Source organism: Myxococcales bacterium, from assembly GCA_016706225.1.
Classification (GTDB): Bacteria; Myxococcota_A; Polyangia; order Polyangiales; family Polyangiaceae; genus JADJKB01.
In genome coordinates, this window is record JADJKB010000005.1 from 513,144 (window position 1) to 527,375 (window position 14,232).

General features: G+C 66.5%; 18 protein-coding genes and 1 tRNA gene. 9 read left to right on the plus strand and 10 right to left on the minus strand.

Going from position 1 to position 14,232, the window contains the following annotated elements:
• Window positions 1-79: 79 nt before the first annotated feature.
• The 3 genes from IPI67_10025 to IPI67_10035 form a co-directional block, all read right to left on the minus strand.
• A complete protein-coding gene (locus IPI67_10025) occupies window positions 80-1,390 on the minus strand; it encodes a DsbA family protein (protein ID MBK7580529.1) in 1,311 nt (436 codons plus the stop codon).
• A gap of 53 nt (window positions 1,391-1,443) precedes the next feature.
• Window positions 1,444-3,408: a mucoidy inhibitor MuiA family protein gene (locus IPI67_10030; protein MBK7580530.1), complete on the minus strand. Its 1,965-nt coding sequence runs from the start codon at window positions 3,406-3,408 to the stop codon at window positions 1,444-1,446.
• A 201-nt stretch (window positions 3,409-3,609) separates the two neighbouring features.
• A complete protein-coding gene (locus tag IPI67_10035) occupies window positions 3,610-4,203 on the minus strand; it encodes a hypothetical protein (protein MBK7580531.1) in 594 nt (197 codons plus the stop codon).
• A 221-nt stretch (window positions 4,204-4,424) separates the two neighbouring features.
• Here IPI67_10035 and IPI67_10040 point away from each other — a divergent pair, with 221 nt between their 5' ends.
• The 6 genes from IPI67_10040 to IPI67_10065 all read left to right on the plus strand — a co-directional run bounded on the left by IPI67_10040 (window position 4,425) and on the right by IPI67_10065 (window position 6,849).
• Window positions 4,425-4,703, plus strand: a complete 279-nt coding sequence (locus tag IPI67_10040; GenBank protein MBK7580532.1) for a type II toxin-antitoxin system RelE/ParE family toxin — start codon at window positions 4,425-4,427, stop codon at window positions 4,701-4,703.
• A gap of 12 nt (window positions 4,704-4,715) precedes the next feature.
• The gene (locus IPI67_10045; protein MBK7580533.1) at window positions 4,716-5,030 is read left to right on the plus strand and encodes a HigA family addiction module antidote protein; all 315 of its coding nucleotides are present in this window, start codon (window positions 4,716-4,718) and stop codon (window positions 5,028-5,030) included.
• Window positions 5,031-5,178: 148 nt separating this feature from the next.
• Window positions 5,179-5,433 (plus strand): hypothetical protein, encoded by a 255-nt coding sequence (locus IPI67_10050; GenBank protein ID MBK7580534.1) that lies wholly within the window; start codon window positions 5,179-5,181, stop codon window positions 5,431-5,433.
• Window positions 5,434-5,526: 93 nt separating this feature from the next.
• The gene (locus tag IPI67_10055) at window positions 5,527-5,760 is read left to right on the plus strand and encodes a hypothetical protein (protein MBK7580535.1); all 234 of its coding nucleotides are present in this window, start codon (window positions 5,527-5,529) and stop codon (window positions 5,758-5,760) included.
• Between the two features lie 25 nt (window positions 5,761-5,785).
• Entirely contained in the window at window positions 5,786-6,187 is a 402-nt protein-coding gene (locus IPI67_10060) for a hypothetical protein (GenBank protein MBK7580536.1), read from the plus strand.
• A gap of 137 nt (window positions 6,188-6,324) precedes the next feature.
• Window positions 6,325-6,849, plus strand: a complete 525-nt coding sequence (locus IPI67_10065; GenBank protein MBK7580537.1) for a hypothetical protein — start codon at window positions 6,325-6,327, stop codon at window positions 6,847-6,849.
• A gap of 183 nt (window positions 6,850-7,032) precedes the next feature.
• On the opposite strand, the gene IPI67_10070 is transcribed toward IPI67_10065, so the two are convergent.
• The 3 genes from IPI67_10070 to IPI67_10080 all read right to left on the minus strand — a co-directional run bounded on the left by IPI67_10070 (window position 7,033) and on the right by IPI67_10080 (window position 8,657).
• On the minus strand, window positions 7,033-7,488 hold the full coding sequence (locus IPI67_10070) for a hypothetical protein (GenBank protein ID MBK7580538.1): 456 nt from the start codon (window positions 7,486-7,488) through the stop codon (window positions 7,033-7,035).
• 247 nt (window positions 7,489-7,735) lie between these two features.
• Window positions 7,736-7,811: transfer RNA gene (locus IPI67_10075), tRNA-Arg, on the minus strand.
• Between the two features lie 42 nt (window positions 7,812-7,853).
• Window positions 7,854-8,657, minus strand: coding sequence for a hypothetical protein (locus IPI67_10080; GenBank protein MBK7580539.1), 804 nt, complete (start codon window positions 8,655-8,657; stop codon window positions 7,854-7,856).
• A 195-nt stretch (window positions 8,658-8,852) separates the two neighbouring features.
• On the opposite strand from IPI67_10080, the gene IPI67_10085 reads away from it, so the two are divergent.
• Together IPI67_10085 and IPI67_10090 are read left to right on the plus strand one after the other, a co-directional pair.
• Window positions 8,853-10,016, plus strand: coding sequence for a hypothetical protein (locus IPI67_10085; protein ID MBK7580540.1), 1,164 nt, complete (start codon window positions 8,853-8,855; stop codon window positions 10,014-10,016).
• Window positions 10,004-10,573 (plus strand): hypothetical protein, encoded by a 570-nt coding sequence (locus IPI67_10090; GenBank protein MBK7580541.1) that lies wholly within the window; start codon window positions 10,004-10,006, stop codon window positions 10,571-10,573. The genes IPI67_10085 and IPI67_10090 overlap by 13 nt, the downstream gene beginning before the upstream one ends.
• Before the next feature lie 13 nt (window positions 10,574-10,586).
• On the opposite strand, the gene IPI67_10095 is transcribed toward IPI67_10090, so the two are convergent.
• The 4 genes from IPI67_10095 to IPI67_10110 all read right to left on the minus strand — a co-directional run bounded on the left by IPI67_10095 (window position 10,587) and on the right by IPI67_10110 (window position 13,740).
• Window positions 10,587-11,543, minus strand: coding sequence for an OPT/YSL family transporter (locus IPI67_10095; GenBank protein ID MBK7580542.1), 957 nt, complete (start codon window positions 11,541-11,543; stop codon window positions 10,587-10,589).
• Entirely contained in the window at window positions 11,440-12,534 is a 1,095-nt protein-coding gene (locus IPI67_10100; protein ID MBK7580543.1) for an OPT/YSL family transporter, read from the minus strand. Before IPI67_10100 ends, IPI67_10095 begins: the two co-directional genes overlap by 104 nt.
• A gap of 261 nt (window positions 12,535-12,795) precedes the next feature.
• On the minus strand, window positions 12,796-13,062 hold the full coding sequence (locus IPI67_10105) for a PilZ domain-containing protein (protein ID MBK7580544.1): 267 nt from the start codon (window positions 13,060-13,062) through the stop codon (window positions 12,796-12,798).
• A gap of 228 nt (window positions 13,063-13,290) precedes the next feature.
• On the minus strand, window positions 13,291-13,740 hold the full coding sequence (locus tag IPI67_10110; GenBank protein ID MBK7580545.1) for an SRPBCC domain-containing protein: 450 nt from the start codon (window positions 13,738-13,740) through the stop codon (window positions 13,291-13,293).
• A 133-nt stretch (window positions 13,741-13,873) separates the two neighbouring features.
• Between IPI67_10110 and IPI67_10115 the strand changes: the two genes are divergently transcribed.
• A complete protein-coding gene (locus tag IPI67_10115; GenBank protein ID MBK7580546.1) occupies window positions 13,874-14,230 on the plus strand; it encodes a PilZ domain-containing protein in 357 nt (118 codons plus the stop codon).
• The last annotated feature ends 2 nt before the right edge of the window (window positions 14,231-14,232 follow it).

Sequence of the window (14,232 nt, forward strand, 5' to 3'; positions counted from 1 at the left end):
GCAGAGCGACTCTAGCAGGCTGGGGTGCGCAACGGTTCTGCCAAGGGCGCTCGATGCCGCCGGCACGACGCGAACCTCGCTAGCCGACAGTGTGGCTCCGAGCGGAGCCCGGGCCCACACCGAGCAGGGATCCCACCGCCCACAGCCGGTCCTGCCCCATCACCAGCGTCTCGCCGATCCGGAAGCAGGGCACACCCCAGTGGCCCAGGCCAAAAAGCTCCTGGCGATTGGCCTCGGCGGTCGCGCGCCAGCCGTCGTCTCCGAGGGCGCCGAGAGCCGCGCGCCACTCCAATCCGGCCCGCTCCGCGAGCGTGCGCAGCCCGCGGTCACTGCCCGCGTCGATGCCCTCTGCCCACACGCCGCGCATGAACGACGCCAGGTAGTCCTCGCCCCTTCCGACCCGCTCGGCCAGCGGCATCAGCGACAACCCTCGCTCCACCGGTCGCCCGACGGGATCGTTCACGCGGCCAAACGGGATGCCGCGCGCAAAGGCTTCGCGGGCCGCGTCTTCCGCGATGTAGCGGCGCTTCGCGCGCGGGACGGGCAGCCCACGCATCACCATGGGGAGCACGAAGCGCAGGCGGAGCTTCGCGCCGGTGAGCCGGGCAAGCTCGAAGATCCTCGGCGTCACGATGGCGGAATAGGGGCTGCGCAGCGAAAAGAAGAAGTCGATCTCGGGCGCCGGTTCGAGTGGGGTAGGGGTCCGCAAATCTTTGCTGGGCGGGAAGAGCAGATCGTCGACACCCGAGCGCGCGGCCCCAAGCTCCTGCAGTCGCTGCTCGAGGTGGTACAGACGATCGAGACCCCAGTACCACTCTCCGCCGTAGTGAAAGGTGGCGCCGAGGTAGTGACCCAAGCGCGCGCGGAGCGCGGTCCCGCGCCGAACGCTGGTTTCGGCGCGCTGGTCCGCGCCCGAGGTCGTCGCCGCGAGTGCTTCGGGCTCGCTCCAGAGTCGTCGAGAGATCGCCCAAGCTTCGTCGACGAAACGCCCGGTTTCGATGGCCTCGGCCAAGAGCGCAGTCGCCTGCCGCACGCTCTCTGCCGCAGGCTGGGCGCCCGGGTCGGCCAGCTCGAGCCCAACGTGCTCGGCGAGCTGCGCTGCATCGCGCCGGCTGTGGGTCACGAGCATGGCTTGCTGGGGCGCGGCGTCGTCGGGCGGCGGACCGGTCAAGTGCGGCACGAGCTCCACGTCGTAGCGGGCGAGCAGGCGTGGGAGCGCCGCGGTCGCCAGGGCGCTGTACGGATCATCGACCTGGTGAAAATAGTGGATCCGGTGCGGTTCGCCGCGCCGTTTGCGTTTGCGCTCCGCGCGTGAGCGTTTCGCTAGCAGTCGCTCCCGCGACAACAGCCGCGCCGCGACGATGGGCATCAGCAGGCTCTTCAGTGACATCAGACTCTGCGTTCGCTGAGGGGCGAAAGCATCCCACAAAGCGGTCGACCCTGTCAGAACGCGTTCTCGAGCTGCTCGATGTCCTTCCGGAGGTCGTAGGCTTTGCGCGGGGCAGGCGCTGCCGCGGGGCTACCCGGGCGGTTTTGGCTCGCGTCGGCGGCCTCGCTCTTTCTCATCTCCACCACCAGGGTGGGCGGGTATTCGATCTGGTACTGGATCTCGAATTTTCGCTTCTCTTTCGGCTGGAGGGTCAGCGGCCAGCGCAGGATGCCCTTCCCGTCGGGCTTCACGTCCGGGGTGATCTTGATGCCGCTGATCACGATGTCCTTGTCCTCGGACACCGGAATGCGATCGGCGAGCTTCAGCGACATGGTCTTGCCGGACAGGTTCTCGACCGTGACGACGAAGGCGAGCTGCATCTGGGTGCGCTGCTTGCGCACCAGCGCACTCCGCTTCTTGTCGAGCACCCGGGAGATCTTCAGCTGATCTGCCACGCTCAGGAAGACCGCGAATTGTTCTCCGTCCGCGACGAAGTCGAGGCTGGTCATGCCCAGGAATGCGCCGCCCTGGTAGAGGGCCACGTTGCCCGGCAAGAGCGACTGTCCGCTGTCGTTGAGCATCTCCAGAGTCTGAGCTGCGTTGAGGGACTGCTCGGGAGCCGCGACGATGGCCTTCTTGGCCTTCAGGTTCGCGCGACCGAGCGGCACCCTGACCGAGCGGCCATCTGCGCGCACCTTCGTGGTGTTCATGGCCTTGAACTGCGCGGTCGTCCCGCGCTGCTGCAGGCTCTGGAAAATTTGCACCGTCTTGCTCTGGGTCACCTCCAGAAACTCGACGTTCGTCTGGTAGCTCTGCTCGAAGCTGCGGCTTCGTCCGGCGCTCTGCACCCGGGTGTTCCACAGACGATTCTGCCCCTTGAACGCGGCTTCGGCACGCTTGAACGACGCCGATTGCCGCTCGATGGTCTGGCTCGCGGCTCGACCCGCGCCGAGCGTGAGCGCCTCGAGCTCAGGGATGCGAACGGCAGCGGTGGACGACTGCGTGGAGAACGTCAGCTCCGCGTTGTCCCAGTCCTCGCCGCTCGCCTGGGTGACGACCGCAAACGAGGTGACCTCGACCGATGTGGCGTCGCTGCCGGTGGCGCGAAGCTCGTGGGATGCCTCCCAGGTTGCGCCAGGAAGCAAGTAGCTGAGCTGGAGCTGGCCGTCGGCGGGCGTCGTCCCTTGCACGGTCACGAACACGCGCGTCTCTTCGAGCTGGGTCAAGCCGCGCAGATCGTCGAGGTGGTGTTTGGCGGCCTCGACTGCCGGGGCGAGCTTCTCGCGCTCGGCCTGGACTGCGCGCCGCCCCTTGGCGATCTCCCGCATCTTCGTGGCGATGAAGTCGACGACCGCCGCGTAGGTGCTGACACCGACACTGCCGGGGATCACGACGCTGCCGGCTGGCGGCGGGCTGCCCGCGACCACGTCCTTGTTGAGCTTGTCGAGGGAGAACGCCTTGATGTCGTCGACCTGTTTGGTCTGAGCGTCGAGCACCTTGAGCTCGTCATCGAGCGCGAGCAGTCGGCTGGCCAGTACGCGAGCGTCGGCCTCGGCCTTGCGGTAGCTCTTGCCCGTAGCCTGCGCGAGGTAACTCCTGCCGACCCGCACGTCGAGGATGCGGCCGTTGGTGATGGCCGCGCGCACGGAGCCATCGTCGACCCAGCCGGGCAGGTGTTTGAACGCGTACACGGTTGGTTCGGTGGTGAGCTTGACGCTTGCTTCCCGGGACACGAGCGCTCGGTCCGAGTAGACCGTCACCTTGCGGATCGCAGACGGGACGGAGACCGCGTTGGGGTCGTCCGCGGACACCAGACTGGCCTGAGGGACCGAGGGGTCGACCGTGCCAGCTGCGCCCGAGCGATTGGCCGAGGCGGCGGACTGTGCGGTCGCTGCGCTTCGAGCGCAGCCCGTTGCCATCACCAGCCATCCTCCAAGGCAAATCCAAGCCAGTTGCCGCATGCTCTCGGTTCTCGACATTGTCACTCCTCTGCTCGAGGCAGGCGTCGTGCCTCCGCTGGGCGGCAGTGTGCCAGGCGCTCGAGCGTCGCTCCAGCGGCGTATACGTGCGGACCGACGTTCCGATCTGACGCGGCGTGAAGATTCCCCCGGTAACGCGCCGCACGACGCGCCTGTGCGCTGGATTTGGCGAAGCGCCTTCGCCGAGCGCCTTGCTCCGTCCTACTTCACCAGCTTCCCGGCGGACTCGAGCACGCCGAGCACTTGCGGGTGGTTGCGCGCATCTTGCCCGGGCGGCGCGTCGCTCGGGTAGCCGCTCTCGATGCGAAAGCCTGATTCTTTCATGCTGTCGATGACGATGACGGGCATGTTCAGCGCGACGGACGACAGCGTGGACACGAACGCGCCGAGGTACGCGCGCTGCCCGTTTGCGGTGACGACGAAGGGTAGTCCTTGCACGCCCACGGCAGGCAGCTCTTTGATGATGTACTCGCTGGAGTGCCAGCCGTCCCAGGCAACGGAGTGGCTGGTCGCGTCGTACCACTCGACTGCCATCAGATCGAAGAGCGCAGTGGGGCCTGCCAGCTGCAACGAAGCCAGCGGCACCGCTGCGGCTTCGGTTGCTGTGATCGTTGGGTCTTGCAGCAGCCGGACCTCGAGTCGGCTCGCCCAGGCGTAAGGCGCAATGGCGACGTTCGATGCGTACAGCCGTGTCCCGTCGAGCGCCTGGCCCGGTGCCGAGACCGAGAGACACGCGGTTGCGTAAGAAAGCTCCTCGTACGAGCCGGGCGCGTCGATTCGCAAGCTGCCCGACACGGTGGTTTCCTGGCCCGCGGGCCAGGCGGGATCCTGGACGGAGACTCCGATCGCTGCCGCCGGGCACGCCGCCGAGGGCGGTCACCGCGCGCGCATTACGGCCGATGGCGCGGATGCGTGCGGAGGCGCAGCTCCGGGCCGTTGCGAAGCGCTGGCCGGGGCGGGAAGTGAGCCCCGTCTTGTACGCTTGACGTACAGCGTACAATGGGTAGGCTAGCGGCATGATCCGGTCGTTTCGGTGCGCTGAGACGGCCGCGGTCTATGAAGGCAAGCGGTCTCGGCGTTTCGACTCGATTCGGCCTGTCCTGGAACGGAAGCTCATCATGCTCGACTCGGCGGTTCGCTTGGATGACCTTCGTTCGCCGCCGGGCAACCGACTCGAAGCGCTCCGCGGTGACCGAGTTGGGCAATACTCGATCCGTATCAACGACCAGTTCCGAATTTGCTTTCGTTGGACCGACGTCGGTCCGGATGAAGTCGAAGTCGTCGACTACCACTGACGAGGAACAGCCATGAAGAACCGCATGCGCCCCATTCACCCCGGCGAGATCCTCCGAGAGGAGTACCTCGTCCCGCTCGAAATGAGCGCGAACGTGCTCGCGCAGGCCATCGGCGTCCCCGCGAATCGCGTAAGCGCCATCGTGGCGGGCAAGCGGGCCGTGACAGCGGACACCGCGCTCCGACTCGCGCGCGCTCTCGAGACTTCGCCTGAGTTCTGGATGAACCTCCAGCAGGCGTACGATTTGCGGATCGCCGAACGAGACAGCGGCCCCTCCGTGCGGGCCGTCCGGCCCGTGCGACGCGAGCGGCGTCACGCGGTGAAGTAGGCCCAACGCTCGCCCAGGGCGTTTCTTCGCTCTGCGGCTTCTGCGCCCCAACCCCGACACAAGTACGAACTTTCAGAGTCGGTTTAGGGTCGAGCGGACCGCGCGGCGGGCGAAGCCGAAGCCAGTGCCGACCGAGCCACCGAGGATCGTGCGGCTGCTGGCCAAGGCGGAGGAGTGGCAGGGGATGCTCGACGCTGGGGAGGTGAAGCGTCGGGCGGAGCTGGCGCGCAGGGCGGGGGTGTCGGCGATGCGGGTGACGCAGATTCTGGCGCTGCTGAAGCTCGACCCGAGCATCAAGGAGCTTATTCGCGGGCTGCCGGCGGGGACGCCAGAGAGGCTGGTCACGGAGAGAAGCCTGCGTACCGTCGCGAGGCTCGAACGGTCCGTCCAGGCGCAACCGTGAACCGCCGGTGGGTTGCCGGACTGCGGGTTGAGCTGAATGCGTGTCCTGAAACCGAGCGGGTGCGCTTGTCGTCCCGGTGGTATCCTGGGCTCGATGGCTCAGCCCAAGCCCACTCCCGACCCCGCCGTGGTCCCGGAGGCACTCAAGCCGCTGGTTGAAGAGCTCGCGAACCTTCAGCCGGGCGAGCGTGACCTCGTCGTGCGTGCGGCCGAAAGGGCCCAACGGCGGTACAAGCCGGTGAGCTGGGAGCTTCTCGAAGCAGCTCGCGGAGTCGTGAATCTTGGAGGCGATGCGGTAGAGGACTGCAAGGCGCTCTACGATGGCTGAGGTCGTTCTCGACGCCAACATCATCGTGGGTTGGCTCGACAAGGCGGACGCCCACAATGCTCACGCCACCGAGCTCGTCGAGGGGTTGAAGCGAGATGGCCACGTGGCGTTGCTTCTTGACGTCTTCGTTGCCGAGGCCGTGTCCGTCATCTGCCGGCGTGCTCAGGAGCGGCGCTCGAAATCGACCGACCTGCTGAATGCAACGTCGGTCGTGCGCCGATGGCATGAGGCCGGCCAGATCGCTCCGGTGAGCGGGGATATCAACAGCCGGTTCGACGCCATCTTGGACGTCGTCGAAGCTTCGGCCGGCGCGCTGAACTTCAACGACGCGCTGCTCGTCGTCCTGCAACGCGATGGCGCAATCGGGCACGTGGCTTCATTCGACAGGGCGCTGGACACGGCAGAGGGTTTTCGTCGGTTGAGTTGATCCCTCGGCTCAGCGCCCGTACAGGACCGCGAAAACGCGTCGGTTTCCTCTGACTGTCGGTCCGGCGTGACAACGACCGAGCGAGGTCGTTTCCACGCCGTTGCCACGGTGGCAGCATCCAGGGCGGGGGCACTGCCATGAGCTACTTCATCTGCAACGGGTTGGGTGACTCGATCGACAACCCGACTCCGGCGCAGATGAGGGAATTCCTGGACGCCCTCGACCCAGAGGACGAGGAACACGGCGCGGCTTGGCTTCAGAAAGACGCCGAGTGGACCATCGAGTGGAGCATCGACGGAGTCCTGTCACTGAACCGCGGCGACTACGAAGCCTTGCAGCACATGACCGGCATCCCCAAGGTGCGAGTCCTCGAGCTCTGGACCAAGCTCGTGGCGGGTCGCATCGCCGAGATCGAAGCAGAGCCATGGCAGCCTGGAGGCCGACCCAAGCTCTCCGCCGAAGAGGAGGAGAGGCGGGCTCGCGAATACGCCGAGTGGCAACGCCAAGAAGATCGCGAGTTCTACGACATACTCGGTCCAGAACGACCCGAGGTGCCGTGTCGCCGCGAGGGATGCACCCGCGGCGCCATCGAGCTCAGCGTCCTCTGCCGACCCCACCACTTCGAGAACATCAAGGATCGGCCCTGCCCGTTCGACGACTAGGCTGTCACCCAGCCTTGCCCAACAACCGAATCGCCGCGTGCAAGTCGCTAGCGGCGACATGCGCGTAACGCTGCGTCGTCGAGAGGTCCGCGGGTTGCTGTCGGGAGCGCCGGAGAAGACAGGAGAAAATGCCCATGAGCCCGAGAGCAGTCTTTTGCCTACAACGAGGGTTCTCGGCGAACGCTACGGCCGTTCGCTGACTGGAACGAGCATGAGCTGGAACCGCTGCATCGATAGCTGCACGACGTGATCAAGGGCCCCTTCCCCAAGCTCAAACAGGTCGGCGTTGGACAAGCCAGGAACGGCCCCGTCGAACGCTTCCGAAGCTCGCGCGCCCTGGATCAACACGAGAAGGTACAGAGCGCGATAGGCCGCCCAGTCCTCGATGCCGACTGAAGCTCTACCCAGGGGCGTGCTCAAGAGCCGCTCGCGCAACCGGGACACCGGGGTCTCGATGTACTTGTTGAACGCCTTTTCGGCCGCATCCGTGTTCAGGCCAGGGAGGCAGAATACCTCGCCCGTCCCACGATGATGGATGCGGCCGTCGTCGAAATCATAGTACTTGACCTTCCCGCTCTTGAGTCGCCACGGCTGGAACAGGAACTCGCTGACGTAGTGATGTTGATCGAAGCCGGGCACGTCACAAGTAGTAGCGCGTCTGCGGCGCGCGGCCAGCCCAGTCGTAGCGTGCAAACCGCGTGTTGGATGCACGCCGTGGCGACGCTCGGGCCTGGTGACCAAGCTCTGATCTGGGGCGGGATCGGAAAAGAAAAGCAGAACCTCCCGCCCGAGCAGGACTGGATGCTCTCGCCGGAGTTGTGCCTTCTCGTCTGACTGTCGCCGCGAAGCCCAAGCGAGCAGTGCTTTTCGTACACACGTCGTAGGTTGGCGCCCCCGGCACGAATCGAACGTGCGACCCACGGTTTAGGAAACCGTTGCTCTATCCCCTGAGCTACGGGGGCTCGGGACGGCGAACTCTTGCCCGAGCGTTGGTGTCGGTCAAGTCAGGTGCAGGTCGAGGACCACGACGAGCACGTGTAGCCGGCGGGCAGAGAGATGCAGATCTTCTGGCCCGAACACGTGCAGCAGCTTGCCGCCGAACCGCAGGTCGTGGTGCCGCAAACCTGGCCGGTTCCGCCGCCGGTTCCGCCGGTGCCACCCGTGCCACCCGTCCCGCCGCTGCCACCCGTGCCGCTCGAGCAACTCCCGCACGCGTACGACGTTACCTCGCCCGCACACTTGCTGTCCCACGACGTCGAACAGCAGAAGCCATCCTTCGCGCACACACACGCCTGAATCGTCGCGTTCGTGCAGCCGGCCGTCGCGTGCGAGGTGCAGCAATTGTGCGCACCGCCCGAGCCACCACTGCCGCCCACACCGCCCGAGCCACCACTGCTGCCCACACCTCCTGAACCACCGAAGCCGGCCGCGCCACCGAAGCCCGACGTGCCACCGAAGCCGGCTGCACCACCAACGCCTCCCGAACCACCGAAGCCGGCCGCGCCACCGAAGCCGGCCGCGCCACCGAAGCCCGCTGCGCCACCGAAGCCCGCTGCGCCACCGAAGCCCGCTGCGCCACCGAAGCCGGCCGCGCCACCGAAGCCCGCCGCGCCGCCGAAGCCGCCCACCGCTCCCGTCGCACCCATGCCACCCGCGCCGCCGCTGGCACCCACACCCGCGCCGCCCTCGGCGACGACGCAGAACCCGAGCTCACACGTGAGGCCAGGGGCGCACAGGCCCGCGTCGTCACACGGTGCGGGCCCCCCACCAGAACCGGACGAGGCACAGGCCCCGGAGAGCGAGGCCACTGCTGTCAACGATATCAGTCTTCGCATGGACATGGTTCGACCCTTCCCGTCGCGCCCGTGAACCATCCCCGGTCCTGCGCCGTGGTGCAAATCAGGCCGATGTTGCGGCGGAATGCACGGGTCCGTTGAGCTTGCGCGCGAACGAGCTATGGTCTGCGGGTCGGGTCGACTCCCGATTTGTACCTGGAAGCTCCCTTGCGGCGATCGCTCATTGCTCTCCTTTGTGTGGCGGCTTGGGTCGCTGCATCCGGCTGCACAGTCGACTCCGTGGATCTCAAGGGCAAGGAGTGTCCCTGCGCGGACGGCTACGTCTGTGATCTCGCTACCGACCTGTGTGTGCCCAAGGGCGCAACGGGCGGCACAAGCAGCGGCGGGACCGACGCCGGCGCGGGCGGCAGTGGTGGTTCAGGAGGTGTCTCGGGCTCCGGTGGCGATTCAGGTGGCGGCAGCGGTGGCACCATGGGCGGCACCGGCGGCACGACCGGCGGCACCGGCGGCACCGGCGGCACCGGCGGCACCGGCGGCACGACCGGCGGCACCGGCGGCACCGGCGGCACCGGCGGCACCGGCGGCACCGGCGGCACGAGCGGGTGTCTGAGCACCCAGAAGCTCTGCGGCGGCACGTGTGTATCGAAGTACAGCACCACGTATGGCTGTGCCTCGACTTCTTGTACCCCGTGTCCCAGCGGTCAGCCCCACGCGACCGCCGCTTGTGTGAGCAGCGCGTGTGGCATTTCTTGTACCTCGACCGCCCACGGCAACTGCGACGGTGTGTCTTCCAACGGTTGCGAGACCCCTCTCGGCGTCGGCGATCCCAGCAACTGCGGCAAATGCGCTCGAACCTGCGCGACCACCAACGCGACGTCGTCGAAGTGTGCCGACGCGAAGTGCGAGCCAGAGTGCAGTGACGGTTTTGGCAACTGCAACGAATCGTCGAAGCCGCTCCCTGACGACGGCTGCGAGACCAATCTGAAGACGAGCACCGGAAATTGCGGTGTTTGCGGCCGCAGTTGCTCCCTTCAGGGCGGGTCGAGCTCCAAGTTCACCTGTTTTGACGGTGCCTGCGGCTGCAGCTCCGCAGCGCAGTGTGAGGCGGACAACGGCCTGAGCGGGGTCAGCTGCAACACGCTCTCGCATACCTGCGTCTGCGCTGGCGCGACCTGTCGAGCCGGTGAGGTCTGCACCAAGAGCGGTCCCAATGCGGTCTGCAGCTGCAACGGCGGCGCCGCCTGTGCGACGGGTCAAGGGTGCTGTTCGACGGGTTGCGCCAGCTTCCTCACGGACGTCAACAACTGCGGCGGCTGCGGCAAGAAGTGCGATACAGGTCAGAGTTGCGTCAATGGAGCTTGCGTCAACTGACGCCGACCGACCTCCTGACCGCGAGTGCTCACCAGCTCCGCGAGGCGTTCCGAGGCGGGCACGCCATCGACAACATGGCGAGCCTGGATGACACCGAGTACCGAGGCGTGAGCCTGGGCCTGCCCCGCTTCGTCGAGCGCCTCACCTGGAAGAAGTTCAAGAAGGTCTTTCATCGCGACCCTGACACCGGCCACCTGCGCGGCTGGAACGTGCGGCTCGAGCAGAACGAGCTGGACGGGCCGTGCATCGCCAAGGTTCGCCGGGGCGCGCCGTTCACCTTTGGCCACTTTCGCGTGATCGAGGCGCCTGGGCGCAAGCTTCCCGTGCCGGGCAAACCGTCGCTCATTCTCGACTACGGCCTCGGAGAAAACTCCAGACTCGACTTCATGCGCTGCGTGCGTGACCCACTGGTTGCGCTGAGCGCCGGGGACTCCCGCGTCCTGCTCGGTTGTATGTACGTGGAGCTCGGGCCGATCTGCCTGCCGACCCCGAGCTTCTTCACCCTCGAGTACGACTCTGCCCTCACCGATGTGGTGCGCCCACCCGGGCGCCGCTGAAGCGGGTCGCCGCTCAGAGCACGAAGTTCTCCACCAGGATCACCCCGATGCCCATCAGCGCACCCCCGGCGATGAGCCCGGCACAGGTGGGTTCCATGTTCTTCACGAACACCTGATGCGCCGTGCTCGTCTCTTTCTTCAGCGCCCGCTCCGCCAGCCAGAACAGGAACGAACCGAGGAACATCGCCAGGCAGGTGTTGAACGGGATCACGAAGGCCAGCCCGATGCCGACGCCCGACAGCCAGAATCTCCCCCGGGTTGCGAGCTTGCCGATCTCGAGGCCGATGCCCGTCAGCCCTCCGATCAGCGCGATCCAGCGGGCGCTGACCTCCAGATTCGACAGGCCCTTGGTCAACACCTCGGCGACCGCCTTCCAGATGGTCGCGCCCGGCATCGGGTACTGATCCGTCACCAGGTTGGCCGGCCCGTTGCGCATGAACACCAGGTAGAACACCGGCACGGATACCAAGGCCCCCGCGATGATCCCGAGCACGTGACCGATGGCCTGGTGCCGCGGTTTCCCACCCAGCATGTAGCCGGGTTTGATGTCCATCAGCAGGTTCGAGGCGTTGCCGGCGACCTCGCCCGTGATGCCGGCGGTCATCAGGTTGGTGGTGATGTTGCCCGGTGCGATCACGCCGAACGTCAGCTGAGTCAGCTTGCCGAGGGCGCCGCTCGGGGTGATCGACGTGAGCCCGGTGGAGTTCACGGCGATCAGCGTGAACACGAAGATCAGCGGGATGGCGAGGATCCCCATCCACACTTTCACGTCGAAGAACATCGATGCGAGCGTGACGACGATGCCGCCCACCACCGGAATGCCGATCACGAAGACATTCATCGGCAGCTCGATGTCCTTGAGGATGTCACTCTGCCGGCTGGCGTCCTTTTTGCCGAACAGCCCCTTGAAGGCGCTGATCAGGATCTGCGGCTTGGAGAAGAAGGCGAACAGGCTGGCCGTCGTCATCATCGCCACACCGCCCCAGAGCGCCCACATGGTGATGGCCCGAAAGCCGTAGGTCGTGACGCCATCGCGCAGCTTGCCGTGAATGTCCCCGTTGTTGATGGCCCAGGGCGCGAGCAGCAGGTAGTTGATGCAGGCGCCAATCAGGATGGAAACGCCGGTGCGGATCCCCATCAGACCGCCGGCCGCCATCATCACGAAATCCGTGTCCGGGCGCACCGTCAGTTGCCGTAGATCGACCCCGCTGATCTTCAGCGTCGTGAGTTTTGTACAGCCAGTCGTCCAAGAATTCGGGCACGTGCAGGATGGTGAGCTGGAGCTTCTTCATGATCGGCTCGCTCTGGGCGACCTTCAGGAGGGCCGCCAGACCGCCGGTGACGACCAGGATCTTGGCCTTCAGCAGGCCCGCCTTGGCGTCGCCCGAGTGCAGTGCCTCCATCACGACACCGGCCGCGCGCCCCTCCGGGAACGGCAGCTGCTCGTCGTTGATGAACCGCCGCTTGAGCGGGAAAGCGAACAACACGCCCAGGACCGCCACCGCCGAGATCCAGATCATGGTCGTCGACATCGGGATGACCTTGCCGGTCACCATCATGTCGGCGCCCAGGCTCGAGATCATCGGTGCCGTCATGTAGCCGGCGCTGGTCGCGATGGACTGCATCGCGTTGTTCTCGAGCAGAGTGAACTCACTGCCGAGCTTGAAGCTAGACAGGATCTTGAACATGGCAAACGCCAAGATCACGCTGGTGATGCCCACGCCGAGGGTCCAGCCCGTCTTGGCGCCGACGTACAGGTTCGTGAGGGAGAGCAGGCCGCCGAGGAACATGCCCGTCAGCGCGGAGCGCAGGGTGAGCTGCGGCATGTCACCGCGGTAGACGTTGTCCCGCCACCAGCGATCCTTCTCTGCGAGGCTCCAGGTGCGGACCTGCTCGTCGGTGAGCTGCAACAGGCCGGCGGGACGGTGGATGCCCTTGCCGGGGCTCGCGGCGCCTTCCACGGCTGGCTCGTCGGCGTCACCCTTGCTGGGGCTCGCGGCGCCTTCCACGGCTGGCTCGTCGGCGTCACCCTTGCCGGGGCTCGCGGCGTCTTCCACGACTGGCTCGTCGGCGCCGTCCTCCACGCCGGAGGTCTCTTCAACTTCTGCGGCCGCCTCGCCCTCATCCTTCTTGGAGCTCATGGCCGCGGTCGATGCCATCGGCCCCCCCGGGCTGCAAGAGGACGTGACCGCGCCGAGCGGTTCAGCGCCCAATCAGCGGCTTCAGACCTTGTGCAGACCGCTGATCCGGCAGAACGAACGCAGGGCGAGCTCGGCTTCGCGCTCGATCTCGACGAAGCGCAGCGCCGCGCGGTTTTGCTCGCAGCGCGTGACGGCGGCGCGGGCCTCCACGGCGTAGCCGATGGGCAGCTCGAAGTAGACGCCGACGATCTCTCCCTCGCGCAGCTCGAGCTCGGTCTCGACCGAGAGCCCACCGCGCGAAACGTTCAGCGCACGCCCGGGTCGCGACGCGACCTCGGTGTCGATCATCACGGGCATTCCGATAGCCGCACGCCGGTCGGCGCGTCGATCCGGACGTGCAGCCGCCCCTACGGCCACCTGTGCGGGTGTGTTCGGCATGCACCCAAACGAGGCAGGGCGCGTGCCACTTACATGATTCTTGCGATTTCAGGACATTGCGTCGAAGGCGGTGCTTTGCCTACACGCCCGATCTGTCCCGTTGTTGAAAAGATTGCGGAGCCCCCGCCGACTTTGCGCTCACTTCTTGGCTCGGGTCTTGGGCTTCGCCCGAGGCGGCTTGCGCGCCTTCGCGCTGCTCGCTCGCAGCCAGCTCGCAAGAGGAACCCAGTAGAAGTCCTTCCAGCCTCGAGTGATCCGCTTCTGGAACGCGTCCGGCACCCCCGCCTGGGTCAACGTCAGCTTGGTTCGGCCCGTTCCGGCTGGCGCAAGCTCGAAGCGCGCGATGGACCACGCTCCCTCTTTCCATTCGTTCGCGCGCCACGCCTGAATGACCCGCACACCCTTCACGAGCTCCACGTTGAAGCCCACGATGTATCCGTCGTACGCGCTGAACGGGCCGCCAACCTTGCCGTCGTTGCTGGCGTGGCTCCCGGTAAAGGCTGCGTGCTGCTTGGCGTCGACCAAGGCGCGGTAGACCACCGCAGGCGTTGCGTCGAACGTCACCGTCTCGGAGATGTCTCGTCCCATGTTCCCTCCGTTCCTGGCCGCCGAAATGGCACGTCAGGTCGTCCGTCGCCGTATACCAGAGCTGCGCGGCGGAGATCACGCGGCCTTCGAAGGGCGCTTGGCTGCGGGTGGAAAGCCGCTATGCTCGTGCGCAATGTCCCGCCGCGAGAACGATCGCTACCAGGTCTGGATCCCCGTCAAGGTCGACGCGCTACGCGAGGGCATTGCGGTGACGCACGACGCCAACAGTCGCGGTGTGTTGATGCTCACGGCCAGCACCCTGGATCCGGGCGCCACGGTCGAGGTTGCACTGAAGCTTCCCGATGAGCCCGTGCCGCGGCGCGTGACCGGCCGGGTGGTGCGGGTCGAGGAGAATCTCGCGGATCCCCATGGGCTCTGGCCACACCGCATGGCCATCGAGTTCGACCAGGAAGTGAAGGAGCTCGAGTGGGTGGTCGGCGCCTCGGTGCCACCGGAACGCCGCCGCGATCCCGAGCGCGGTGGGGCCTGAGC